This window comes from Affinundibacterium macrobrachii (assembly GCF_014652415.1).
In the GTDB taxonomy this organism is placed as follows: Bacteria; Pseudomonadota; Gammaproteobacteria; order Burkholderiales; family Burkholderiaceae_D; genus Undibacterium; species Undibacterium macrobrachii.
The window spans coordinates 1,014,416-1,037,828 of the sequence record NZ_BMYT01000001.1 but is presented as its reverse complement, the minus strand read 5'-3'; the positions used below and the strand labels follow the sequence as shown (position 1 = coordinate 1,037,828).

General features: G+C 44.8%; 24 protein-coding genes and 1 pseudogene. 20 read left to right on the top strand and 5 right to left on the bottom strand.

What is annotated here, in order from left to right; genetic code table 11:
- Nucleotides 1–42 precede the first annotated feature (42 nt).
- The 15 genes and pseudogenes from IE103_RS04640 (at nucleotide 43) to IE103_RS04570 (ending at nucleotide 14,462) form a co-directional block, all read left to right on the top strand.
- Nucleotides 43–648: a MotA/TolQ/ExbB proton channel family protein gene (locus IE103_RS04640; protein WP_189344786.1), complete on the top strand. Its 606-nt coding sequence runs from the start codon at nucleotides 43–45 to the stop codon at nucleotides 646–648.
- Between the two features lie 4 nt (nucleotides 649–652).
- Complete coding sequence (locus tag IE103_RS04635; RefSeq protein ID WP_189344785.1) at nucleotides 653–1,099, top strand: ExbD/TolR family protein; 447 nt, start codon at nucleotides 653–655, stop codon at nucleotides 1,097–1,099.
- Nucleotides 1,100–1,196: 97 nt separating this feature from the next.
- The gene (lpxK, locus tag IE103_RS04630; protein ID WP_229827070.1) at nucleotides 1,197–2,231 is read left to right on the top strand and encodes a tetraacyldisaccharide 4'-kinase; all 1,035 of its coding nucleotides are present in this window, start codon (nucleotides 1,197–1,199) and stop codon (nucleotides 2,229–2,231) included.
- Nucleotides 2,212–2,388, top strand: a complete 177-nt coding sequence (locus tag IE103_RS04625; protein WP_189344784.1) for a Trm112 family protein — start codon at nucleotides 2,212–2,214, stop codon at nucleotides 2,386–2,388. The genes lpxK and IE103_RS04625 overlap by 20 nt, the downstream gene beginning before the upstream one ends.
- Nucleotides 2,389–2,395: 7 nt before the next feature.
- Nucleotides 2,396–3,142: a 3-deoxy-manno-octulosonate cytidylyltransferase gene (gene kdsB, locus IE103_RS04620; protein WP_189344783.1), complete on the top strand. Its 747-nt coding sequence runs from the start codon at nucleotides 2,396–2,398 to the stop codon at nucleotides 3,140–3,142.
- Nucleotides 3,143–3,348: 206 nt separating this feature from the next.
- Nucleotides 3,349–4,005 (top strand): adenylate kinase, encoded by a 657-nt coding sequence (gene adk / locus IE103_RS04615; protein WP_189344782.1) that lies wholly within the window; start codon nucleotides 3,349–3,351, stop codon nucleotides 4,003–4,005.
- Nucleotides 4,006–4,227: 222 nt separating this feature from the next.
- The gene (locus tag IE103_RS04610; protein ID WP_189344781.1) at nucleotides 4,228–6,402 is read left to right on the top strand and encodes a sodium-translocating pyrophosphatase; all 2,175 of its coding nucleotides are present in this window, start codon (nucleotides 4,228–4,230) and stop codon (nucleotides 6,400–6,402) included.
- A 276-nt stretch (nucleotides 6,403–6,678) separates the two neighbouring features.
- On the top strand, nucleotides 6,679–7,434 hold the full coding sequence (locus IE103_RS04605; RefSeq protein ID WP_189344780.1) for a 3-hydroxyacyl-CoA dehydrogenase: 756 nt from the start codon (nucleotides 6,679–6,681) through the stop codon (nucleotides 7,432–7,434).
- A gap of 112 nt (nucleotides 7,435–7,546) precedes the next feature.
- Nucleotides 7,547–8,773 (top strand): patatin-like phospholipase family protein, encoded by a 1,227-nt coding sequence (locus IE103_RS04600; RefSeq protein ID WP_189344779.1) that lies wholly within the window; start codon nucleotides 7,547–7,549, stop codon nucleotides 8,771–8,773.
- A 109-nt stretch (nucleotides 8,774–8,882) separates the two neighbouring features.
- Nucleotides 8,883–9,248 carry a guanyl-specific ribonuclease gene (locus IE103_RS04595; RefSeq protein WP_189344778.1) on the top strand — a complete coding sequence of 122 codons (366 nt, stop codon included), beginning with the start codon at nucleotides 8,883–8,885 and terminating at the stop codon, nucleotides 9,246–9,248.
- 41 nt (nucleotides 9,249–9,289) lie between these two features.
- A pseudogene (locus IE103_RS04590) lies at nucleotides 9,290–9,697 on the top strand (barstar family protein); the annotation flags it as partial.
- A gap of 121 nt (nucleotides 9,698–9,818) precedes the next feature.
- Nucleotides 9,819–10,448, top strand: a complete 630-nt coding sequence (gene purN, locus IE103_RS04585; protein WP_189344776.1) for a phosphoribosylglycinamide formyltransferase — start codon at nucleotides 9,819–9,821, stop codon at nucleotides 10,446–10,448.
- Between the two features lie 21 nt (nucleotides 10,449–10,469).
- Nucleotides 10,470–11,780, top strand: a complete 1,311-nt coding sequence (locus IE103_RS04580) for an RsmB/NOP family class I SAM-dependent RNA methyltransferase (RefSeq protein ID WP_189344775.1) — start codon at nucleotides 10,470–10,472, stop codon at nucleotides 11,778–11,780.
- Between the two features lie 71 nt (nucleotides 11,781–11,851).
- Nucleotides 11,852–13,150 (top strand): mechanosensitive ion channel family protein, encoded by a 1,299-nt coding sequence (locus IE103_RS04575; protein ID WP_229827069.1) that lies wholly within the window; start codon nucleotides 11,852–11,854, stop codon nucleotides 13,148–13,150.
- Between the two features lie 109 nt (nucleotides 13,151–13,259).
- Nucleotides 13,260–14,462, top strand: coding sequence for a DesA family fatty acid desaturase (locus tag IE103_RS04570; protein ID WP_373295225.1), 1,203 nt, complete (start codon nucleotides 13,260–13,262; stop codon nucleotides 14,460–14,462).
- Nucleotides 14,463–14,722: 260 nt separating this feature from the next.
- Here IE103_RS04570 and rpmG read toward each other — a convergent pair whose 3' ends face one another.
- From rpmG to radC, 3 genes are all read right to left on the bottom strand, one after another.
- Entirely contained in the window at nucleotides 14,723–14,890 is a 168-nt protein-coding gene (gene rpmG, locus IE103_RS04565; RefSeq protein WP_189344774.1) for a 50S ribosomal protein L33, read from the bottom strand.
- 42 nt (nucleotides 14,891–14,932) lie between these two features.
- Nucleotides 14,933–15,169, bottom strand: a complete 237-nt coding sequence (gene rpmB, locus IE103_RS04560) for a 50S ribosomal protein L28 (protein ID WP_189344773.1) — start codon at nucleotides 15,167–15,169, stop codon at nucleotides 14,933–14,935.
- Between the two features lie 141 nt (nucleotides 15,170–15,310).
- Nucleotides 15,311–15,985, bottom strand: a complete 675-nt coding sequence (gene radC / locus IE103_RS04555) for a RadC family protein (protein ID WP_189344772.1) — start codon at nucleotides 15,983–15,985, stop codon at nucleotides 15,311–15,313.
- A 110-nt stretch (nucleotides 15,986–16,095) separates the two neighbouring features.
- Here radC and IE103_RS04550 point away from each other — a divergent pair, with 110 nt between their 5' ends.
- Nucleotides 16,096–16,551: an FKBP-type peptidyl-prolyl cis-trans isomerase gene (locus IE103_RS04550; RefSeq protein WP_189344771.1), complete on the top strand. Its 456-nt coding sequence runs from the start codon at nucleotides 16,096–16,098 to the stop codon at nucleotides 16,549–16,551.
- Between the two features lie 17 nt (nucleotides 16,552–16,568).
- Nucleotides 16,569–17,504 (top strand): 4-hydroxy-3-methylbut-2-enyl diphosphate reductase, encoded by a 936-nt coding sequence (gene ispH, locus IE103_RS04545; protein ID WP_189345108.1) that lies wholly within the window; start codon nucleotides 16,569–16,571, stop codon nucleotides 17,502–17,504.
- Nucleotides 17,505–17,648: 144 nt separating this feature from the next.
- Here the strand turns inward: ispH and IE103_RS04540 are convergent, their stop codons facing one another.
- Both IE103_RS04540 and trpS read right to left on the bottom strand, forming a co-directional pair.
- Complete coding sequence (locus IE103_RS04540; protein ID WP_189344770.1) at nucleotides 17,649–18,863, bottom strand: winged helix-turn-helix domain-containing protein; 1,215 nt, start codon at nucleotides 18,861–18,863, stop codon at nucleotides 17,649–17,651.
- 166 nt (nucleotides 18,864–19,029) lie between these two features.
- Entirely contained in the window at nucleotides 19,030–20,100 is a 1,071-nt protein-coding gene (gene trpS, locus IE103_RS04535; RefSeq protein ID WP_189344769.1) for a tryptophan--tRNA ligase, read from the bottom strand.
- A gap of 382 nt (nucleotides 20,101–20,482) precedes the next feature.
- Between trpS and hemC the strand changes: the two genes are divergently transcribed.
- The 3 genes from hemC to IE103_RS04520 are packed head-to-tail and all read left to right on the top strand — an operon-like array spanning nucleotide 20,483 to nucleotide 23,403.
- Nucleotides 20,483–21,373, top strand: a complete 891-nt coding sequence (hemC, locus tag IE103_RS04530) for a hydroxymethylbilane synthase (RefSeq protein WP_189344768.1) — start codon at nucleotides 20,483–20,485, stop codon at nucleotides 21,371–21,373.
- 36 nt (nucleotides 21,374–21,409) lie between these two features.
- Nucleotides 21,410–22,192, top strand: a complete 783-nt coding sequence (locus IE103_RS04525; protein ID WP_189344767.1) for a uroporphyrinogen-III synthase — start codon at nucleotides 21,410–21,412, stop codon at nucleotides 22,190–22,192.
- A complete protein-coding gene (locus IE103_RS04520; protein WP_229827067.1) occupies nucleotides 22,189–23,403 on the top strand; it encodes a uroporphyrinogen-III C-methyltransferase in 1,215 nt (404 codons plus the stop codon). Before IE103_RS04525 ends, IE103_RS04520 begins: the two co-directional genes overlap by 4 nt.
- The last annotated feature ends 10 nt before the right edge of the window (nucleotides 23,404–23,413 follow it).

The window sequence follows — 23,413 nt, the reverse complement described above, 5'->3', positions numbered from 1 at the left end:
CATTACCAAGACTTAATTAGATTTTCTCGCAAGGAGTTTCATTTGTTCGCAATCATTCAGGCGGCTGGTTGGCCGATCTATTTTTTGTTAGTGGCATCGATTGTCGCATTGGCTTTGATTATTGAGCGTAGCTTGTCTTTAAGAAGACAAAGGATATTGCCTAAGACTCTGCTAGAGGAAGTAATCAGGGTTTACCAAAGTGGGAAAATTAAACAAGAAGTGATTGATCAGCTAGCGATCAATTCGCCGCTCGGTCGTGTTCTAGCAGCTGGTTTGCGTAATGTACATGCACCGCGCGAAGTCATGAAGGAATCGATTGAGGAAGCGGGTAGTGCAGTAGCGCATGATCTTGAGAAGTTCTTAACGACGCTAGGTACCATTGCCTCACTAGCACCATTGATGGGTTTGTTCGGCACGGTTGTTGGTATGATCGAAATTTTTGGTTCGCAAAACGCTTCTGGCGCGAATCCTGCTCAATTAGCACACGGTATCTCGGTCGCTTTATACAACACTGGCTTTGGTATTTTTATCGCGATGCCGGCCTTGCTCTTTTATCGCCATTTCCGTGCATTGATTGATGGATTTGTGATTGAAATGGAGCAGCAAGCAGTGAAGTTTGTTGATATCGTCCACAGCACGAGAAAGTAGTCGTATGAATTTTCGCAAAGGACGGGGCAAAGAAGATCCAGAAATTAATTTGATTCCCTTTATCGACGTTTTGTTGGTGATTTTGATTTTTTTGATGGTGACGACGACGTATAGCCGTTTTACCGAATTGCAAATCACATTGCCGACAGCGGATGCAGAAAAAGCAGAAGATAAACCAAGTCAAATTGAAATTGGGATTGATGCGCAAGGTCGCTATAAAATCAATAGTGAAGTCGTTAGTTTTTTAGATGCGGCAACGCTGGCAAATGATTTAAAAAAGGCTGCTGATAGTTTAAATGCGGGAAAAGCCAACCCGATTGATCCCGTTGTTATTATTAACGCGGATCGCGCAAGCAGTCACCAATCAGTGATTGATGTTTTAGAAGCAGCGCGAATTGCCGGATTATCGAAAGTTACTTTCGCCGCGCAAGCAACAGCAAACGCAAAGTAAGCCAGTTGCTGTAAGTTACATAAGATGTTTCAAGTAGAGAGAGTGATTCACTCTCTCTTTTTCATTGATCTGCACACTTTAAGTAAGGAGAAGTCGCTTGCGCGCCCAACTAGAGTCGTTTCTGATGAAGACGTGGATGAAACGCGGCATTGTCGCAGTGCTACTTTGGCCTATCTCCGCATTGTTCGGAATTATTTTATATTGCCGATTTTACTTGCGTTCACTTGGGTTGGTTTCATCAACAAAGTTATCGGTACCAGTGATCGTGGTTGGGAATATTTTTATTGGTGGAACTGGTAAAACGCCAATGGTGATTTGGTTGGTGAATGTTTTACGTCGAGCTGGGTGGACACCTGGCGTAATTTCGCGCGGCTATGGCGTGAACGTCGAACGAATTCAAGAGGTACTTGCAGACTCTTCCGCTGCTGTAGTCGGCGACGAACCCTTATTGATCGTACAGCGCACAAATTGTCCTATGATGGTTGGACGACATAGAGTCGCAAGTGCGCGGCATTTGCTGAATAAATATCCTGAGGTAGACATCATTATTTCGGATGATGGTTTGCAACATTATGCTTTGGAACGTGACATTGAAATCGCGATGTTTGATCAACGCGGTGTTGGTAATGGATGGCTGTTGCCAGCAGGTCCATTACGTGAGTCAGCGCATAGACCTCGTGATTTTACGGTTTTGAATTATGCTGGTACTGAGCCCGTTTTAGGCATCGGTGATCGGGTCACTTCGATGCGCTTACAAATTGGTGAGCTTATTCAACTACAGCGAGCTGAAGTTCGTCAATCTTTGTCCGCAATTCGCGGAAAAAAAATACTTGCCGCCGCAGGGATAGGAAATCCTCAACGTTTTTTTGATAGCTTGGAGGAGCAAGGCATCTCGTTTAAGACGATGCCTTTGGCAGATCATTTTGCATTTACCCCAGAACTATTTCGGAATGAAGATGCGGAAATCATCCTTATCACAGAGAAGGATGCAGTAAAATGTCGGCAAATTGCGGAGTTACGAGAAGATCCGCGTATATGGTTGGTGCCAGTGACTGCCGAGCTTGATGCGGAATTTGAACACCAACTGCTGAACTTGATTTCGGAGAAAAAGTATGGACGCACGTCTGCTTGAAGTTCTAGTTTGTCCTTTATGTAAAGGTCCTTTAGTTTACGATAAAGCTGCACAAGAATTAATTTGTAAAGCAGATCGCTTGGCGTTTCCAATCCGCGATGGTATTCCTATCATGTGGGAAGATCAGGCGCGCGTTATTCCTGTAGAACATCCTTAATCAGATCATGAGTTTTATCGCCATTGTGCCAGCGCGTTTGGCATCTACACGTTTGCCAAATAAGCCGCTAGCTGATATCGCGGGTAAGCCTATGGTCGTGCGTACTGCTGAAAGAGCCTCGTTGTCAGGCGCTACTCAAGTGGTGGTTGCTACCGATCATGCCGATATTGCCGCAGCCTGTCGTGAGCATGGTGTCGAGGTTCAAATGACACGTGCTGATCATCCATCTGGTACAGATCGAATTGCCGAGGTAGCGGCTGCCTTGGGGCTGGCAGCAGATGCGGTGGTGGTCAATGTGCAAGGCGATGAGCCTCTGATTGATCCAGCACTGATTGCTGCAACTGCTGCTTTGGTGAATGCGCAGACGCCGATGGCAACTGCTGCGCACGCCATTCATACAGCACAAGATTTATTTAATCCGAATGTTGTTAAGGTTGTTTTAGATAAATTCTCTCGCGCATTGTATTTTTCTCGTGCAACGATGCCATGGGCGCGCGATGCATTTGCGCAGAATCAACAAGTCATACCATCTGAATATCAAGCCTTAAGGCATATTGGTTTGTATGCTTATCAAAATCAATTTCTACAAACCTATCCGACATTGCCTATGTCCCCTCTGGAGCAGATTGAAGCTTTAGAGCAATTGCGTGTGCTCTGGAATGGCATTGCAATTGCGGTGCATGTGACTGAGCAGAGTCCGGTGGCTGGTGTTGATACGCTTGAGGATTTACAACGCGTCAGAACTTTTTTTTGAGCTTGTTATAAAAAACCATGCGCTAGTGGTGCGAAAGCGTTTCAAGCGGAAAAAACTGTGGTAAATTTCGTAAAGAACAAAATAAATGACGGTGAGTTCTCCTCACCGCTAAAAATAAATATCAAGCTTGATTCAAAAAATTATTAAGTTTTGCAAATAGCGATTTGCAGGACTGACAGAATATTAAACTCGTCTAGGAAATAAAAATGCGTCTTATTTTGTTGGGAGCACCCGGAGCAGGCAAGGGCACGCAAGCCAATTACATTAAGGAAAAATTTGGTATTCCACAAATCTCTACTGGAGACATGTTGCGTGCCGCGGTGAAGGCAGGAACACCGTTGGGCGTGGAAGCGAAAAAAGTCATGGATGCTGGTGGCTTGGTTTCGGATGACATCATCATTGGTTTGGTTAAAGAACGTCTGAAGCAAGATGATTGCGCCAATGGCTATTTGTTTGATGGTTTTCCTAGAACTATTCCCCAAGCGGATGCCATGAAGGATGCGGGAGTGGCGATTGACTACGTGTTGGAAATCGACGTACCCGATAGCGCAATTATCGAACGCATGAGTGGTCGTCGCGTACATCCAGCTTCAGGTCGCACATACCATGTGAAGTTTAATCCTCCTAAGGCTGAAGGTAAGGATGATGAAACTGGCGAAGATCTGGTACAACGCGATGATGACAAAGAAGAGACTGTTCAAAAACGATTAGCGGTCTATCACAATCAAACCGAAGTATTGGTTGGTTATTATGGTGATTGGGCAAAATCAGGTAATCCTGGCGCGCCGAAGTACCGCAAGATTGCCGGTGTCGGGGCGGTCGAAGCAATACGTGACGCGGCTTTTGCGGCCTTGTCAGAGTAAAAAAAGCGGACTTCATGTCCGCTTTTTTTTGTTCCACTACTTTTATTTTTTGATGGAGGCATCGCGCAATTTATTTCCCTAGCTGTTTTGTTTCAAGTAGATTCAGTTTTAAAACACATTAAATGTCTGTTGTTCTATTTCGCTTATTTCTATAAACGGTGTGATCAGTGTGAAGTCAAAAGCTAAACACGTTCAACATCAACAAAAATTGGAGGCGTCAACATGGTATTAAATCTGTGGATTGTTGTAGCGTGTGGAGTGCTAGCAGTGCTCTACGGTTTGATTACAAGAAGTTGGATTTTGAAACAGGATGCGGGAAATGCCCGTATGCAGGAAATTGCGACTGCGATACAAGAGGGTGCTGCTGCCTATTTGGCGCGCCAGTACAAGACGATTGCAATTGTCGGTGTTGTGTTATTTATTGCGATTGCGATTCTGCCTGGTCTAGGAATGACCACTGCGGTCGGCTTTTTGATTGGCGCGGTGTTATCAGGCGCTTGTGGTTTTATCGGTATGAATGTCTCTGTGCGGGCGAATGTTCGTACTGCGCAAGCTGCTACCAAAGGCATGAACCAAGCTTTAGATGTTGCATTTAAGGGTGGTGCAATCACTGGTATGTTAGTAGCTGGTTTGGGTTTGTTGGGCGTGGCACTGTTTTATATGTATCTCACTAGTGGAACTGCCGCTGGCATGTCGCAGCATGATTTGATTAAGCCACTAATTGGTTTGGCATTCGGCGCATCGTTGATTTCTATTTTTGCGCGCTTAGGTGGTGGCATATTTACCAAAGGTGCCGATGTAGGCGCAGACTTGGTTGGTAAAGTTGAAGCAGGTATTCCAGAAGATGACCCACGTAATCCAGCGGTGATTGCTGATAACGTTGGTGACAATGTTGGCGATTGTGCGGGTATGGCAGCCGATTTGTTCGAAACCTATGTGGTTACCTTGATTGCGACCATGTTACTCGGCGCATTGATGGTAACGAACGCAGTAACAGAAGCAATTGTCTATCCTTTGATGCTGGGTGCCGTCTCGATTCCAGCATCGATTATTGGTTGCGCGTTTGTGAAACATACGCCAGGTCAAAAAATCATGTCCGCGCTCTACAAAGGATTGTGGTGGGCGGCAGGATTATCATTAATTGGCTTCGCCGTCGTGACCTATATGTTGTTCAAAGACGATGCGATGCGCCATCAGATGTTGATTTCTGCTGTTGTTGGCATCGTGTTGACTGGTTTAATGGTCTACATCACCGAGTACTACACTGGTACGGATTTTAAGCCGGTGCGTCATATCGCTGAGGCTTCCACGACCGGTCATGGCACCAATATCATTGCTGGACTTGGTGTTTCCATGAAATCGACAGCATATCCAGTATTGGCAGTTTGTGTGGCGATTCTCATCTCTTACAAATTCGGTGGCGGTTTGTATGGTATCGCGGTAGCTGCGACCTCGATGTTGTCGATGGCTGGCATTATTGTCGCATTGGATGCTTATGGACCGATTACAGATAACGCAGGCGGTATCGCCGAAATGTCTGGTATGGATGAGTCGGTGCGGGCAATCACAGATCCTTTAGATGCTGTCGGTAACACGACCAAGGCGGTGACCAAAGGTTATGCGATTGGTTCTGCGGGTTTGGCAGCGTTGGTATTGTTTGCCGATTACACGCACGCTTTGAGCTCAGTCGGCCTCGATGTGAAATTTGACTTATCTGATCCGCAAGTGATTGTTGGCTTGTTTATCGGTGGCTTAATTCCGTATTTGTTTGGTGCGATGGCGATGGAAGCGGTTGGACGAGCAGCGGGAGCGGTGGTAGTTGAAGTGCGTCGTCAGTTCCGTGACATCAAAGGAATTATGGATGGCAGTGGTAAACCAGAGTATGACAAAGCGGTTGATATGTTGACTGCTTCAGCAATTAAAGAAATGATTTTGCCTTCTTTGTTGCCAGTTGTTGTTCCTATTTTAGTTGGATTAACTTTAGGTCCCGCAGCTTTAGGTGGGATGTTGATGGGAACCATTATTACTGGTTTGTTCGTCGCGATTTCTATGACGACAGGCGGCGGGGCTTGGGATAACGCCAAGAAGTACATCGAAGATGGACATTTTGGTGGTAAGGGTTCAGAAGCGCATAAAGCAGCAGTAACAGGTGATACGGTTGGTGATCCTTACAAAGATACCGCAGGTCCAGCAGTAAATCCTTTGATCAAGATTATCAATATTGTGGCTTTGTTGTTGGTTCCTCTGTTACCTTTGGTCCCTTGGTTGAAGACTCCTGTGCAGGCAGCGCCAGTAGTGACTCATAAGGCCGACGTATTGCCACAGATTGAAGCGCCAGTTGGTTTGGATGTTGTGAAAGTAAATGCGGCGTCAGCGAGTGAGGCTGCTTCTAAATAAAGATAGATTTATTGATTTGCTTGCAAACAAATTAGAAGTATTTTTTGTAGGTTTGTAGCGGAGAGCAGTGATTGTGATGCAATCACTGCTTTTTTTATTGCACGTGTATTTTTCTCTTTCTACAAATTGCGAAAAGCGAGATAATTGACGTTTACGTTAACGTCATAGTATTTCAGTAGATTGAATTTAATGAGAGTTAAATTCAATGAAAGTGCTGGGCGAATCTTATTTATCCGAATTTATTCGAAATTTTTCTAACTGAGAGCAGAGGAAAGTATGCAAATTCAAGACAATGTATTCATTATCACTGGCGGCGCGTCTGGTTTGGGTGAGGCAACTGCGCGCATGATTACTGCAAATGGCGGTAAGGCTGTGATTGCGGATGTGCAAGTAGAAGCGGGTCAGAAATTGGCAGCAGAGTTGAATGCAACTTTCGTTAAGTGTGATGTGACCCAAGAAGCAGATGGTCAGGCTGTTGTAGCGGCTGCGACAGCGGCAGGCACTTTACGTGGCTTGATTAACTGCGCAGGCGTGGCACCAGCGGTTAAAACAGTTGGTAAAGATGGCGCGCATCCATTGGAATTATTCCAACGTGTTGTTAACATCAACTTGGTTGGTACCTTCAATATGGCGCGTTTAGCAGCAGAAGCTATGAGTAAAACCGATGCGATTCAAGAAGAGCGCGGCATTATTATCAACACAGCCTCTGTCGCAGCATACGATGGTCAAATTGGTCAAGCTGCCTATGCTTCTTCTAAAGCTGCGGTGGTTGGTTTGACATTGCCAATGGCACGTGATTTATCGCGTAATGGTATTCGCGTGATGACGATTGCTCCAGGTATCTTCGAAACACCAATGCTGTTGGGCATGCCACAAGAAGTACAAGACGCTTTGGGCAAAATGGTACCGTTCCCATCTCGCTTGGGTAAGCCAAACGAATATGCACAATTAGCAAAATCCATCATTGAAAACATGATGTTGAATGGCGAAACAATTCGTCTCGATGGTGCGATCCGTATGCAACCAAAATAAATTCCGTATATTCGCTTCAAAAATGACACTTTTTTGATTTCTTGCAGACATTTATGTTGTACACGAATACACTAGATGCATAGAAAAAAGTAGCTTTTGGAGTTGGATAGGAATGAATAGTAATGCTACAACTGGCTTGATCCTGACCGGAGGCGGCGCACGTGCCGCCTATCAGGTTGGGGTGTTAAAAGCGATCTCCGATATCTTGCTGACACAAGGATGGAGCGCAAAAAAAAATCCCTTCGGAATTATCTGTGGAACCTCGGCTGGTGCCATCAATGCGACCGCTTTGGCTTCTCGTGCTGACCATTTTCAAGAGTCGGTGAACAGTCTTCACCATGTGTGGAGTCACTTTGAAGCTGCGCAAGTCTATCGTGCCGACTCGTTAGGTGTGATTCGTTCTGGGGCACGTTGGTTGTCCATCATGTCCTTTGGCTGGCTGTTGAATAAATGGCGTAAATCGCCGCCGACCTCATTGCTTGATAATTCCCCATTGGCAGGTTTGTTGCATAGAATGTTGGATATGGAACGCCTTGATCGTGCGTTTGAAACCGATGATCTGCAAGCTCTTGCTGTCACCGCATCCTCATATACAACGGGTCATCATTTAACTTTTTATCAGACTTTAAAAGACATTGCGCCTTGGGTGCGTAGTCAGCGATTGTCTCAGCGCGACTTTATTGGCGTACAACATTTGTTGGCTTCATCGGCTATTCCTTTCATTTTTCCATCGATTCCTTTAAATTGGGGAGGTCACCTCGAGTATTGTGGGGATGGATCTATGCGCCAGTTAGCGCCGATTTCTCCAGCGATTCATCTTGGCGCCAGCAAAGTGTTGATCGTCGGAGCGGGACGACTGACCGAACCGCCGAGACAGAATTTTGAAGCAGCAACTTATCCAAGTTTGGCGCAGATTGCTGGTCATGCCATGTCGAGCATTTTCTTGGACAGCTTGGCGGTGGATATTGAGCGCTTAACTAGAATTAATAAAACCTTATCGATGTTGCCACCTGATTTATTGAAGAAGACGCCGTTAAAGCCAGTTGATTTGTTGGTCATCGCGCCATCAGAGCGTTTGGATGAAATTGCGAGTCGTCACACGCAAAGTTTACCATTGCCAGTTAGAACCATGCTCGGAGGGATAGGTGCGACTGATGTGCGCGGATCCGCTTTGGCGTCCTATTTGTTGTTTGAGGCCAGTTATACGCAAGAGTTAATCGCATTAGGTGTGAAAGACACTATGGCAATGCGCGAAGAAGTTATCCAATTTTTTCAAGTGCAATCCGCTGCGCAACATCATGACCATGAGTTGCTTGAAGAAACTGCTGAGGCAGAATGAGTAGATGAAGCCGAGTTGTCGGCTTCAAGAAATTTGCTATGCATCTGACATACGATTATGCTATCGCTTCTTTGAATCAAATCAATTCGCTTTGGATCTTCATATTTTGATGAAAACCTATTTGAAACAATTCGTAATTCTTTTTGCTTTATGGCTTGGCTTGAGCGTCAATACTTTTGCCAACGGTATCGCAGATATCTCAGTTCATGATTTACCAAAAGAAGCGCAACAGACGCTCGTATTAATCAAGCGCGGCGGTCCTTTTCCTTATGAAAAAGATGGATCTACTTTTGGTAATTTCGAAAAGATACTCCCAAAGAAGCAGCGTGGATATTATCGCGAATACACCGTGAAGACACCGTATGCCAGAAATCGTGGAGCTAGGCGCATTGTTGCGGGCGGCGAACCACCGTATTTTCGTGAGTTCTATTACACCGCAGATCACTATGCCAGCTTTAAACGGATTAAAGAGTAATGCTTTATTGAGAATGCAAACAAGAATTCTAAATTTGGAATGAGGATGAAATGAGTTTGTTAAGTACGGTTAGTCCGAATGCGGTTCAATCGATCAGAGCTTTCAGAAGTTTAGATTTACAGGCTGAAGCAACTGCGACTGGGCAGCATTTCTTATATGCTAATTGTGGCGACACAAAGAATAAGTTGGAGGTACTTGCTTGTATCGCGGGTGCTTTTGGTTTTCCGCAGCACTTTGGACATAATTTTGATGCTTTGTATGATTGTTTGACTGATTTGGTTCACAAGGCAGGGCAGCAAAACGGATTTGTTATTGTGGTAGAACATTTGCCGAATACAGAAGATTTTGACAAAGAACAGCGGGAAACTTTGCTCGACGTGTTTAGAGATGCCTCAGATTATTGGATGAAAAAGAAAGTCGCATTTCGAGTTTTTTATTCCTTCGAGTAGTTCATAGATGCTTACTTAAAGCTTAATTAATAGTTGATCTAGTGATATTAAAAAAGCCTGAATTTCGTGGAATTCAGGCTTTTTACTTGGGCTTAGACCGCGACAGAGGTACAATGCCGCAATGAAAAAAATCGTCATCCTTATTTCTGGACGCGGTAGCAATATGCAAGCGATCGTCCAAGCCTCACAATCCCAACAATGGCCAGCACAAATCGCTGCGGTAATCAGTAATAAGCCTGATGCTGCAGGATTGGCGTATGCCGCCACACAAGGGATTCCTACTTCCGTCGTCGAAAGTAAGGCTTTTCCCAATCGAGAAAGTTTTGATGCTGCGTTGATGCAGGTGATTGATGGTTTTCAAGCGGATTTGGTGGTATTGGCTGGATTTATGCGTATCTTAACGCCGCAGTTTGTACAGCATTATGAAAATCGCATCATGAATATTCATCCATCTTTGCTGCCGAGTTTTGTCGGTTTGCATACGCATCAGCAAGCTTTGGATGCCGGTGTGAAATTTCACGGCGCTACTGTGCACTTCGTGACCGCGGAATTGGATCATGGCCCAATTATTGATCAGGCTTGTGTGCGCATCGAACAGGGTGACACTGAAGATACGCTAGCACAAAAATTACTTGTCAAAGAACATCAAATTTATCCACGTGCCGTGCGTTTATTCGTTGAAGGCAAATTAGTGGTCGAAGGCAATCGTGTGATTGTTAATGGATCCGAAGCAGACACCTGCGCGATCTAATCGTATTTACAGAGGAAGAACATGAGATTACCACCAGCCATGATAGGCCACACTGAAGCCGTATTGCGTGAGGTTTTGCGCTTTACTGGTCCCGCCGATGGCACTTTGTCACGCTATTTTAGAGAGAATCCGCGTCTCGGAGGCCGTGAGCGTGGTGTGATCGCAGAAGCGATTTACGGTTTATTGCGCAATAAGAGTGTGTATACCAGTTTTTCCGAGTCCGGTTCTGGTTCCGTGATGCGTCGTATCACGTTGCTTGGATTAGCCGATGCGGTTGGCATTGATGCACTGGGTGGTTTGACCGAAGAGGAAGATGCTTGGTTGCGTCGCGTCATGGATATCGATCGTGCGCACTTGCCCTTAGCATTGAAATCGAATATGCCGGATTGGTTGTGGCAAAAATTGGCGAGCAAATTTGGTGAAAATGAGGCGATGAAATTGGCAAGTGCCTTGAACACGCCAGCGTCATTGGACTTGCGTGTTAACGCTTTAAAATCCAATTGTGAGGATGTCATCGCTTCGCTGGCACAGGCACCTATCTTAGCTGAACCGACGCCATATTCTCCATTCGGCTTGCGTGTGATCAAGAAGCCATCGATTCAAAATCTGCCGTTATTTAAAGACGGCACGATTGAAGTGCAAGACGAAGGTAGCCAAATTTTAGCGCAGTTGTTGGGTGCCAAACGCGGTGAGATGGTCGCTGATTTTTGCGCAGGTGCTGGTGGCAAGACCTTGGCGCTGGGTGCCGCGATGCGCAATACAGGTCGATTGTATGCGTTTGATATTTCTGAAAAACGATTAGCCAAACTGAAACCACGCTTAGCGCGTAGTGGTTTGTCGAATGTGCATCCGGTCGTCATTGCGCATGAACGCGATGCCAAGATCAAACGTCTGGCAGGAAAACTCGATCGCGTTTTAGTTGATGCGCCATGTAGTGGCTTGGGAACTTTACGTCGTAATCCAGATGTGAAATGGCGTCAGACGCAAGCTGGCGTAGCTGAGCTCAATGTGAAACAGGCTTCTATTTTGGATAGCGCTGCACGTTTGGTGAAAGCTGGTGGTCGTTTGGTCTATGCAACTTGCAGTATTTTAGATGAAGAAAATGAGGGCATCGTTGCGCAATTTTTAGCGACGCATCCTGACTTCAGTTTGCTGCCCGCATCGCAAGTTTTAGAAGAGCAAAAAATTCAGCTTGAGATGGGTGATTATTTAAAGCTTTACCCACACAAACATAACACAGACGGCTTTTTTGCCGCAGTGTTTCAACGCAATAAGAGTGTCGCGAAAGCTGCTGTAAAAGATGAAGCGGATGCAGATCAGTCTGCAGAATAAGTTGTAGATAAAATTATTGAATTTGGGTTTGCGTTTTGGTTAAAGATTTAATTGCAGTCTCCTCCCTATCTATGATGGAAACACATTCATTATCGCGATTAATTGCAGAGATTTCGGCAGACTTGGGTAATCCAGGTCTGCTCATTCAGTTACTTGCCCTGATGAGTTGTTTTCTATTGGCTTGGCTTTTATCGCGCTCAATACAACGCTATTTTGCAACCGTGGATCAAAGCTCGGGTGTATTGAAAATTGGCGTTGAGAGTTTTTCACGCGTGTTGTGGCCATTATTAGCCTTAGTATTTTTGTTTTTTGCTAAATTGATTCTTGGTAAATTTCAGCATACTGGATTACTCAAGCTCTTTTTTCCGATTCTTAGCTCGTTTGCCTTAATTCGCTTTAGCTTCTATGTGTTTCGTCGTGCCTTTGTACGCGATGGTACGGTCGGTAATGCGCTGCTTTTGTTTGAAAAAGTATTTGCAACCTTGGTATGGTTAGCATTGGTGCTGCACTTTACAGGGATGTGGGAAAGTATTTTTCAAGCGCTTGAAGAAATCATTTTGCCGATCGGAAAAAGCAAGGTTTCGCTATTGGCGGTATTGCAGGGGATAGCATCGGTCGCTTTGACCGTTGTCTTGGCGTTGTGGATTAGCGCTTTGCTGGAAGCGCGATTGCTGCTGATTCCCAATATGCACTCTTCACTCAGAGTCGTGCTTTCGCGTTTAGGACGTGCTATTTTTATTCTGCTAGCGATTCTGATCAGTTTGTCTTTGGTAGGGATTGATTTAACCGTATTGTCTGTATTTGGTGGCGCATTAGGCGTTGGCTTGGGCTTGGGTTTGCAGCGTATTACCAGTAGTTATGTCTCTGGCTTCATCATTTTGTTTGATCGTAGCCTTTCCATCGGTGACTTAGTTACTGTCGATAAATTCAGTGGCTCGGTAACGCAAATTAATACGCGGTACACCGTGTTAAAAGGTTCGGATGGGGTTGAATCTATTATTCCAAATGAGATGTTTGTCTCAAATCCGGTGCAGAACCTATCATTAACAGATAGGTCGGTCGTGCTAGTGACCGATTTTACGGTGGCATACGACACGGATTTAGATAGCTTGTTCCCAGCTTTGGTTGAATTGGTGTCGCAGGTTCCTCGGGTTTCAGCAAACAATCCACCATCTGCCTACTTACTGCGATTTGGCGCAGATGGATTTGAACTACGTGTGAGCTTTTGGATCGAAGATCCAGAAAGTGGTCGAACCAATGTGATCTCGGATGTAAATCGGGCTATTTTGGTGTTGATTCGCGAGCGTGGTATTGAATTACCTTTCCCGCAACGCGAAATCACAGTATTTCAGGCACAAGCGAAAGCTTGAGTTGGAATCAGCGTAGAATAATGATGTTGTTGGGAAATTTTTCGTAGTCAAATCTTATAAAGTGATGTTGCTGAGTTTGACTGCATAATGCATTAGGAGTTGTTATATCTTGAGTAATTTTATTGATTTGGCTGTTGATTTTTTAAGCAATGGTTTTACGCGCGCTTCTGGTTGGCAGGTGTTTATTTTTACGATGGTAGTGACGCATATTACGATTGCTAGCGTGACGATCTTTTTACATCGTTGCCAGGCGCATCGTGCGTTGGAATTGCATGCGATCCCGAGTCATTTTTTCCGTTTTTGGCTGTGGTTGACCACAGGTCAGGTAACAAAGGAATGGGCAGCGGTTCATCGTAAGCATCATGCAAAATGTGAGACTGAAGAAGATCCACATAGCCCAGTAACGCGCGGTATCAAAAAGGTTTTGTTAGAAGGTGCAGAACTGTATCGGACTGAATCGAAGAATTTGGAAACTATTAGTAAATACGGTCACGGAACACCTGATGATTGGATTGAAAGAAATGTCTACACTCGCTTTAGCTGGCAAGGCGTGGCTTTGATGTTGATCATTGATTTCATGTTGTTTGGTGTGATCGGCATTACCGTTTGGGCAGTACAAATGATGTGGATTCCTATTACTGCTGCTGGAATTATTAATGGTATCGGTCACTATTGGGGCTATCGCAATTATGAATGCTCCGACGCGGCAACGAATATCATGCCTTGGGGCATTTTGATCGGCGGTGAAGAATTGCATAATAACCATCACACGTTTGGTACCTCTGCGAAGTTGTCATCAAAATGGTATGAGTTTGATATTGGTTGGGGCTATATTCGTACACTAGAAATTATCGGTTTAGCGAAAGTCAAAAAAGTAGCACCGCAGCCAAAATTTGATGCTGCGAAAATGGTCGTTGACGTTGAAACTTTGCAGGCGGTGATCACGAATCGTTATGACGTGATGGCTAAATATGCGAAATCACTCAAGAAAACTTGGCGTGCAGAATTACAGCAGTTACGAGATAAAGCACAATTCGAAAAGAGTTTCTTGAAGGCAGCGAAAAAGAGTTTGCAACGTGAACCAGCAAAGCTTGAAGCGCCACAAAAAGAACAGTTATTAGAATTATTTGCACATAGTGCTGCTTTGAAAACGATGCATGACATGCGTGTCGAATTGAATGCAATTTGGGAACGATCAAGCGCTACCCGCGAGCAATTAGTCGCTCAACTGCAAGACTGGTGTCAGCGTGCAGAAGCATCTGGAATCAAGACTTTGCAAGAGTTTTCTTTGCGTTTGAGAAGTTACGCTTAAGAGTTTTGGAATTTAAAAATGGCGCGATAGGCGCCATTTTTTTCGTCTAATGAATTGTGCGTTGAATCGAATAATGGCCTGATTTTTTTTTAGAGAGCGGCTACATTTGGATTCAATATTTGAGCGATGGAAGTGTTTTGCGGCAGCGCCACATTGATTGCAAATATCTTGATTTAAACTTTCATTTTTTGCTAGGCGAAAAAAAACCTGCGAAAGTCGCAGGTTTTTTAGACATTCTACAAAACAACTTCAAGCAATGATTACTTGATTTTTGTTTCTTTGTAGATAACGTGCTTACGTGCTTTTGGATCAAACTTCATGATTTCCATTTTTTCAGGCATCGTACGTTTGTTTTTTGATGTCGTGTAGAAGTGACCCGTGCCTGCAGTCGATTCTAATTTGATTTTGTCGCGACCAGTTTTAGCCATGATATTTTCCTAACAATGAGTTCTGTACTAAGCAGAATCTGCTTAAACTTTTTCGCCGCGAGCACGTAAGTCAACTAAAACAGCATCGATGCCGATTTTGTCAACTACACGCAAACCTGCGTTAGACAAACGCAAGGAAACCCAGCGATTTTCTGATTCTACGAAAAAGCGGCGATTTTGCAGGTTAGGCAAAAAACGACGTTTAGTTTTGTTGTTCGCATGGGAAACGTTGTTGCCAACCATTGGCCCTTTCCCAGTAACTTGGCATACACGCGCCATGTTTAGCTCCTTAATGATTTCCGAAATTGGAAAAAACAAGAGTATATCCAAAAAACTTTGAAATATCAACGACTTGTGAAAAACAATTGTGTCTTTGTTTGATTTTAAAATTTAACAATTTGGTTTTTCCCTATGAAGAACTTAAATTTGGCCATTCTCTGCGAACGAATACACGGTGTTGTTGGCGACGATAAAATGATCCAAGACGCGAATGTCGACCAAAGACAGTGCAGATTTGAGTGTTTGCGTAAGACTGAGATCTGCTTGACTGGGTTCGGCGGAGCCAGAGGGATGGTTATGCGCCAAAATGATGCTGGCTGCGTTGTGCGCTAGAGCGCTCTTGACTACTTCGCGTGGATATACGCTAGCGTGACTTAAGCTGCCGCGAGAAAGCTCTTGTGTAACCAGCAAGCGGTTTTTAACATCGAGAAACAAGACGGTAAATGACTCGTAGTGTTTGTTGCCAATTTGTAGCTGTAAATATTGTTTGACCGCTTGCGGTGAGGATAGAGAGGATTTGCTTTCTAGCTCTTCGGATATTGAGCGTTTCGCTAGTTCTAGCACCGCTTGTAATTGCGCATACTTGGCACTGCCAAGTCCATGTACTTTGGCGAACTCATTTAGATTCGCGCTAAATAGTGCTCGTAATGAACCAAATTGAGACAACATGTCGCGCCCGAGGTCAACGGCGCTTTTTCCTTTAACGCCGACGCGTAAAAAGACAGAAAGTAATTCCGCATCAGATAATGCCGACGCGCCATGCTTGATCAAGCGTTCGCGTGGGCGTTGATCTTCGGGCCAGTGATTAATTCCCATGGTATTTCTCAGCTTTCCTTGGTCGCGGGCAAAGCATTTCCATCTGGACTGCCTTACAATAGCGCTTTATATTCGATTAAAACTCAGTTGAACTAAGTTAAAAATATATTATGTCTGAAAAGTCTATACTTGTCGTTAACAATGGTGCTTATTTGACGCTGCACTACCGGCTCGCAACCCTTGAAGGGGAAGATATTATTTCGACCTTTCATGAGAGTCCTGCTACTTTATTGTTAGGACAAGGGCAGTTAGCGCCTAGCTTAGAGCAAGCTTTGTTGGGCTTGGAAGAGGGTTCGCACACAACGCAAGAACTAGCACCTGAACAAGCATTTGGTTTGCGCAATCCAGATTTGATTCAACGCGTGTCTTTAAAAACTTTGCGTGAAAATTCTGCTTTTGGCGAAGAATTTAAAGTTGGTGATTTGATTGATTTCTCTGCACCATCTGGCGGCAAATTTGCCGGTGTAATCCAAGAGTTGGATGAAGAGTCTGCTCTATTTGATTTTAATCATCCGCTGGCGGGACAGCGCGTACTGTTTGAAACCAAAATTATTGGTATTTTGTGAGTGCTGCCATGAGTGAAATGAATCAAGAAATTTTATTAGCACAGCCACGTGGTTTTTGTGCTGGTGTTGATCGTGCAATTGATATTGTTGAACTTGCTTTAGCGCAGTTTGGTGCGCCAATTTATGTTCGACATGAGATTGTGCATAATGCTTATGTCGTCAATGACTTGCGCCAAAAAGGGGCTATTTTTATCGAAGAATTGGACGATGTTCCTGCCGGAAATACGCTGATTTTTTCGGCTCATGGCGTTTCACAAGCGATACGCGAGGATGCAGAGCGACGCGGCTTAAAGATTTTTGATGCGACTTGCCCGTTGGTGACCAAAGTGCATATCGAGGTTTCTAAAATGCGCAAGGAAGGCCGCGAGATTATTATGATTGGTCATCAGGGACATCCTGAAGTCGAAGGAACGATGGGGCAAAGTGAAGGTGGAATGTACCTTGTCGAGACAGTTGAGGATGTCGCTAAGCTGAACGTGACTGATCCTACATTGCTGGCATATGTGTCGCAAACTACTTTGTCGGTCGATGATACTGCCGATATCATCGCTGCACTCAAAGCCAAGTTCCCTTTGATCGCAGAGCCGAAGAAAGGTGACATCTGTTATGCCACAACTAATCGTCAAGCTGCAGTCAAATTTATGGCGCCGCAAGTTGATTTGGTGCTAGTGGTTGGTAGCAAAAATAGCTCGAATTCCAATCGTTTGCGCGAAGTAGCTGAGAAAATGGGAACGACTGCTTACATGGTGGATAAAGCTGAAGATATTAATCCTCAGTGGTTAGTCGACTGTGTTCGGGTCGGTGTTACCGCGGGAGCTTCTGCTCCAGAAATTTTGGTGAATCAGGTAATCGATCAACTGAAGAAATTTGGGGTAAAAAGTGTGCGTACTTTAGATGGCGAGGAAGAAAATGTGACCTTTCCTCTCCCTAAAGGCTTAAATAAAGCCAACTAAGAAGTACAAGAACACAATAAATGTGTGCCGGACTAATGTCGTCAGGTAACACTTCGGGTGCCCTAACTAAAAATACTAGCAAAGTTCAGTGCATTTAAAGCTTATTTGGACTGTTCTTTTGCTAGCGTTTGGACGCTACTAAATTCATTGCAAATTTTGTTGAAGTAGCGTTTTGAAATCGAGATTGTCACAGCGCTTTAGTGTTATTTGTGGTGTGTTATGCCAGCTCGCAAATGCCCGCAGCGTTTTTGCCAAATCTTTGGCGAGTGCATCACTAACCAAAACCTGCTCCTCTAGATGCAGTGCTTTAATTTCTAATACGCATTCTTTTCGATGTGCTTTTGCATCGACGCGACCAATCAATTTTCCGCGTCTTAAGATTGGTAAAGTAAAATAACCAAATTGGCGTTTCGCCTCGGGTGTATAGCATTCAAGTCGGTAATCAAAACCAAACAATTCTGCTGCACGCTTTCTATCCCAGACGACAGGATCGAATGGTGAAAGTAAGCAGGTGTGGCTAGCACGTAACTGACCTGCTAATGCTTCCTCAATCAAGTCTTGGTGATCTGGATGGAAGTAAGCAATCTCGTCCCATCCTTGTACTGCAATTTTTCTGAGCAAGCCTTGCTGATATAAATTTTCTGCTTGTAATGCGGGAGCAAGTTTTTTCATACGGAAATAATCAGCAATCCAGTTTGCCTTGCAGATGCCTAAAGCTTTGACTGCATCCAATACTTGCAGGCGTTGTGCATCGACTAAATTGCCTAGATCACGCTTGTCATTCCATGTCGGATGGACGCGTTCAGTTAAGTCATAGACACGCTGAAATTTCTGACGTCTTGTCACCATGACTTTGCCAGTAGTGAATAGTAATTCGAGGGCGCGCTTTTCTGGCTTCCATTCCCACCAGCCACTTGACTTACCATCCTTGCGTTCAAAATCCGCTGAGCGACAAGCACCGAACTTTTTGATGTGCTTGAGAACTTGTTGAACCTGATTGCCATTTTCTTTCAACCAAGCTTGATTGAACTTCCAGCCCATAGACTCGGGGTTGAGCATTTGATGGCGATAGCGAGCAAAACTTTCTATCGGTAAAAAGCAGGCTTCGTGCGACCAATATTCGAATAACTGGCCTTCATCCAAATGTTGTTCTAGCCATTCTGTTTGGTAGTCACCAAGCCTACTCCAAAGCACTAAATAGGGACTGCGTGCGACCACGCTAATGGTGTCAATTTGTAGCACACCCATGTTCCGGATGGTCTTGAGAACCGCCTCTTTATCAGCACGCTGCTTGCGTGGATGTAATAAACCTTGTGCGGCGAGATGAATGTGCCTAGCGGCGGTTATGCTCAGTTGCATGACTTCTTCTTACATAAGTGGAAGTAAAGCATAAAGCATAACCGTAGAGTTGCGGCGTGTGTGCAGATATTGGTGAATTTCGATTCGCTAGATGTGCGGCTTTGTGAAAATTCAAGCCGCCGACCTTGCTCCGTTAGGGGCAAGGTTTTTCTCTATCTTTACAGAATTAGAAATGCTTTAAGCCGATTGCTGCTTTGACTTCGTCATTGGTTTTTGCGGCGACTTCACGTGCACGATAAGTGCCTTCTTTGAGTAACTGTAGAACATGCCCACGGTCTTTCTCATATTCTTGGCGACGTTCACGAATCGGACGCAGCATGTCTTGCAAAATACCTTCAAGACGTGCTTTGACTTTGCTATCACCAAGACCACCGCGTACATAGTGATCTTTCATCGCTTGCAGCGCTTCTTTGTCAGTATCAAACGCATCAAGATAAGTGAAGGCTACATTGCCTTCTAGGTGACCAGGATCGTCCACTTTTAAGTGCAGAGGATCGGTGTAGACATTGCGAACTGCTTGTTTGATTTCTGCTTCGCTAGCACCGAGATTAATCACGTTGCCGAGCGACTTACTCATTTTGGCTTTGCCATCGATACCCGGCAAGCGACCAATTTCAGGCACAAGTGCTTCGCACTCAACCAAAATGTCTTTCTTTGCCAAGCGATTAAAACGACGCACGATTTCATTGGTTTGTTCGATCATTGGAATCTGGTCCTCACCCACTGGCACTAAGCTAGCTTTGAAGGCGGTTATGTCGGCGGCTTGACTGACTGGATAGGTGAAGAATCCTGCTGGAATATCGCGTTCGAAATTACGTAAAATGATTTCTTGCTTAATTGTTGGATTACGTTCTAAGCGTGAGATCGTAACCAAATTCATGTAGTAAAACGTGAGCTCAGTCAGTTCTGGGATTTGTGATTGAATGAAAATCGTTGATTTGCTTGGATCAATCCCCACCGCCAAATAATCGAGTGCCACTTCGATCACATTGTTATGGACTTTGGCTGGATCATCCATGTTGTCGGTTAAGGCTTGAGCGTCAGCAATCATGATGTATTGCTTGTATTGATTTTGGTATACAACGCGGTTGCGCAAGCTGCCAACAAAATGACCAAGATGCAATGGACCAGTTGGACGGTCACCAGTCAAAATCAAGTGCTGTTTATTTGCCGATGGTTGATGTGAAGCTTGAGATGCTGCGCCTACTTCAGTGGAATTTGCTGCTTGCTCGCTCATGGGTAATCCAAAAAATGTTGGGAATGAAAAATAGGTGGTCGAAAATAAAAATGCCGCGCTTACTCAGAAGGGCGGCATCAGAAATCCTGTATTTGCTATGGTCGAAATTGGGTGCCACCCTTATTTAAAGGTGATTCGCCAATAGTTACTAATCTTACTGATGAGTTTGAATCTGCATGTCATGCAGTCATAATGCCGTTTTTCACTGTTTTTTGTCAAGATTTGTCTATCTGCTCATGGTAAAATCGCGCGCTTAGATCCGTGATGACACAAACTATTGCTTGCCAACATTTTGTCTTTTTGAATAATAGATTAGAAAGCTTTTGAAGTGAATTCTGCACCGACCAAACTTATTATCGCTTCTCGCGAAAGCCGTCTTGCTATGTGGCAGGCAGAAAATGTACGTGATCGTTTGCGTGCACTGTATCCTAGCTGTGATGTGCAAATTTTGGGCATGACGACACGAGGCGATCAAATTTTGGACCGCGCATTGTCAAAAGTAGGAGGCAAGGGTTTGTTCGTGAAAGAATTAGAAGTGGCAATGGAAGAAGGGCGTGCTGATTTAGCGGTGCATTCGCTGAAAGATGTGCCGATGGAATTGCCGGAGGGCTTTTCATTGGCAGCAATCTTGCAAAGAGAAGATCCGCGTGATGCTTTCGTGTCTAATCAGTATGGATCTTTGGCAGAATTGCCTGCTGGTGCGATTGTTGGTACTAGTAGTTTGCGTCGCCAAGCCTTAATCTCAGCTCGCTTTCCCCATTTGATTATCAAACCATTGCGTGGCAACTTGGACACGCGTTTGCGCAAGTTAGATGATGGTGAATATGCTGCGATTATTTTGGCTGCGGCAGGTTTGAAACGCTTGGGCTTACCAGAGCGCATTAAGGCATTCTTGGAGCCAACTGAAAGTTTGCCCGCAGCGGGGCAGGGTGCGATGGCAATTGAAATTTTATCGGCACGGCAAGATCTATTTGATGCATTAGCACCTTTGAATGACTTGTCTAGTTCACAAGCCGTTTCCGCTGAACGCACTGTATCCAAAGCTTTCGGTGGCAGTTGTCAGATTCCTTTGGCGGCGTTTGCGCAGATTAATGATGGTCAAATGTACTTGCGCGCGATGGTAGCGACACCTGATGGTAGTCAATCATGTCAAGCGCAAGTGCATGGCAAGGCAGAAGATTTTAATGAATTGGGACTGCAAGTAGTCGCTAGCTTGCGTGCGCAAAATGCCGATGCGATTTTGGCTGTCTGTCGCGAATCTGAGCACGCTTGAGATTCTCGGTTGAAGCATAGAAACCTAACGATAGCGATGTCAGCGCCGAAGGTAATCATTACGCGTCCAGCGCACCAAGCGCAGAATTTGCAAGTTTTGCTAGAGACAGCGGGGCGCTCGGTGGCTGTATTCCCCTTGTTTGAGATTGCGCCGATTGCGCATAATCCGGTGCTTGATCAGGCATTACTGAACTTAAGCAGTTATGCCATGGTCGTGTTTGTTAGTCCAAATGCGGTCGATGCTTTTTTTATGCGTCAAGCCTCCGATTGGCGTTGGCCGACTGAAGTGGCAATTGCGGTGGTGGGCACTGCTAGTCGACAAGCTTTATATAAACATGGTGCCGATGATCAGTCTGTGCGTATTTTTAGCCCGAGCAATACGGAGCGCACTGATTCTGAAACCTTATTGCCTGAGCTTGATCTGCCAGCATTAAAGTCAAAAAAAGTGTTGATTGTTCGTGCAGATTCGGGACGAGATTTTCTAGCGGATAGTTTGCGTCAAGCCCAAGTTGATGTGCAGGCAATTACGGCGTATCGACGTGTGACACCTCAATTTGATGCAACGAAGCAGCAGGAATTACAGATTTACTTAAATGCAGGATGTGATTGGGTTATTACTAGTTCTGCAGTGCTCAGCACTTTGCTCAATTGGTGCGCTCAGTTAGATCAAGCAGATGCAGTCGCCAAAATGCAACAACAACATTTGTTTGTACCTCATTTTCGTATTGCAGAGCGTGCAGGCGAATTAGGATTTAAACACGTACGTCTAACCGCTTCAGGCGACGAAAAGCTCTTACTCGCGTTACAATCACCATTATGACTGAACAAACATCTTCTAACGACGCCATGTCAACGACCAATAATGCGACTGAAGTCAATGCAGCAACTGCGGCAGCTACGACTGCCACAGTAAATGCTTCTGTGGATAATTCACAGGCAGCTGTGGGTACGAGCACGTATGCAGCTGCAGGAAATACCAACTCCGGCAATGCCAATAACATTCCTTATATTTTGTCGGGTGTGTTAGCACTGTTATTAGCGGCACAATGGTATAGCGCGCAGAATCAAATGACCACTTTGCGAGAAGAGGTGGCGCGGCGTCTACAAACGGCTGATATCAATAATAGTGAGATTAAAGGAATTGCCAAGAGCGTGCAGGAATCGTCGCGCGATATGCAAGCTAAAGTCAGTGTGCTAGAAGCCAAGCAAACTGAGGCGCAAGGTCAACAGCTTGCGCTTGAACAGTTATACCAAGATTTATCGAAGAGTCGCGATGAATGGGCACTGGCAGAAATCGAGCAAGTGTTAGCAACCGCAAGTCAGCAACTGCAATTAGCTGGAAACGTACAAGGTGCATTGATTGCGTTGCAAAATTCAGATGCGCGTTTGGCCAAAGCGGAAAAAACCCAATTTATCGCCGTGCGTAGAGCGATCGCTAAAGACATAGAAATGCTTAAAGCGCTACCACAGCTAGATATGACAGGTTTGGTGTTGCGTTTGGATAGCGTGATTGCGCAAGTTGATAATATCCCGCTGTGGTCAGATGAAAAACCGCCGGTGGTATCGACACCGCCGAAAGCGCCATTGCGGGTGCTGCCGAAGTCGGTCAAGTCAAAAAATGACAAAGCCGAAACTGCTACTGAATTGACATTCACTGCACAATTGCAAGATCGTTGGCAGAGCTTTTCTAGCGAAATGTGGAGTGAGATGAAGCAGTTGATTCGCGTGCGTAATGTTGAATCACCAGATGCGCTTTTGCTTAATCCTTCGCAAGCCTATTTTGCCAAAGAGAATTTAAAGTTACGTTTGCTGAACGCCCGTTTAGCTTTGTTATCTCGTAATGAGGGCGCTTTTCGTAGCGACATGATCTCTGCGCAAGATTTGATTTCTAAATATTTTGATGTGCGTTCAAAGCAAGCACAAACTGCGCAAGCTTTGTTGAAGCAGATTCAAAGTAATAATTTATCGATAGAAATGCCGGCATTAACAGAGAGCCTCAATTCTGTTCGCAATTTCAAGGTGAAACCTTAATCTGACCATA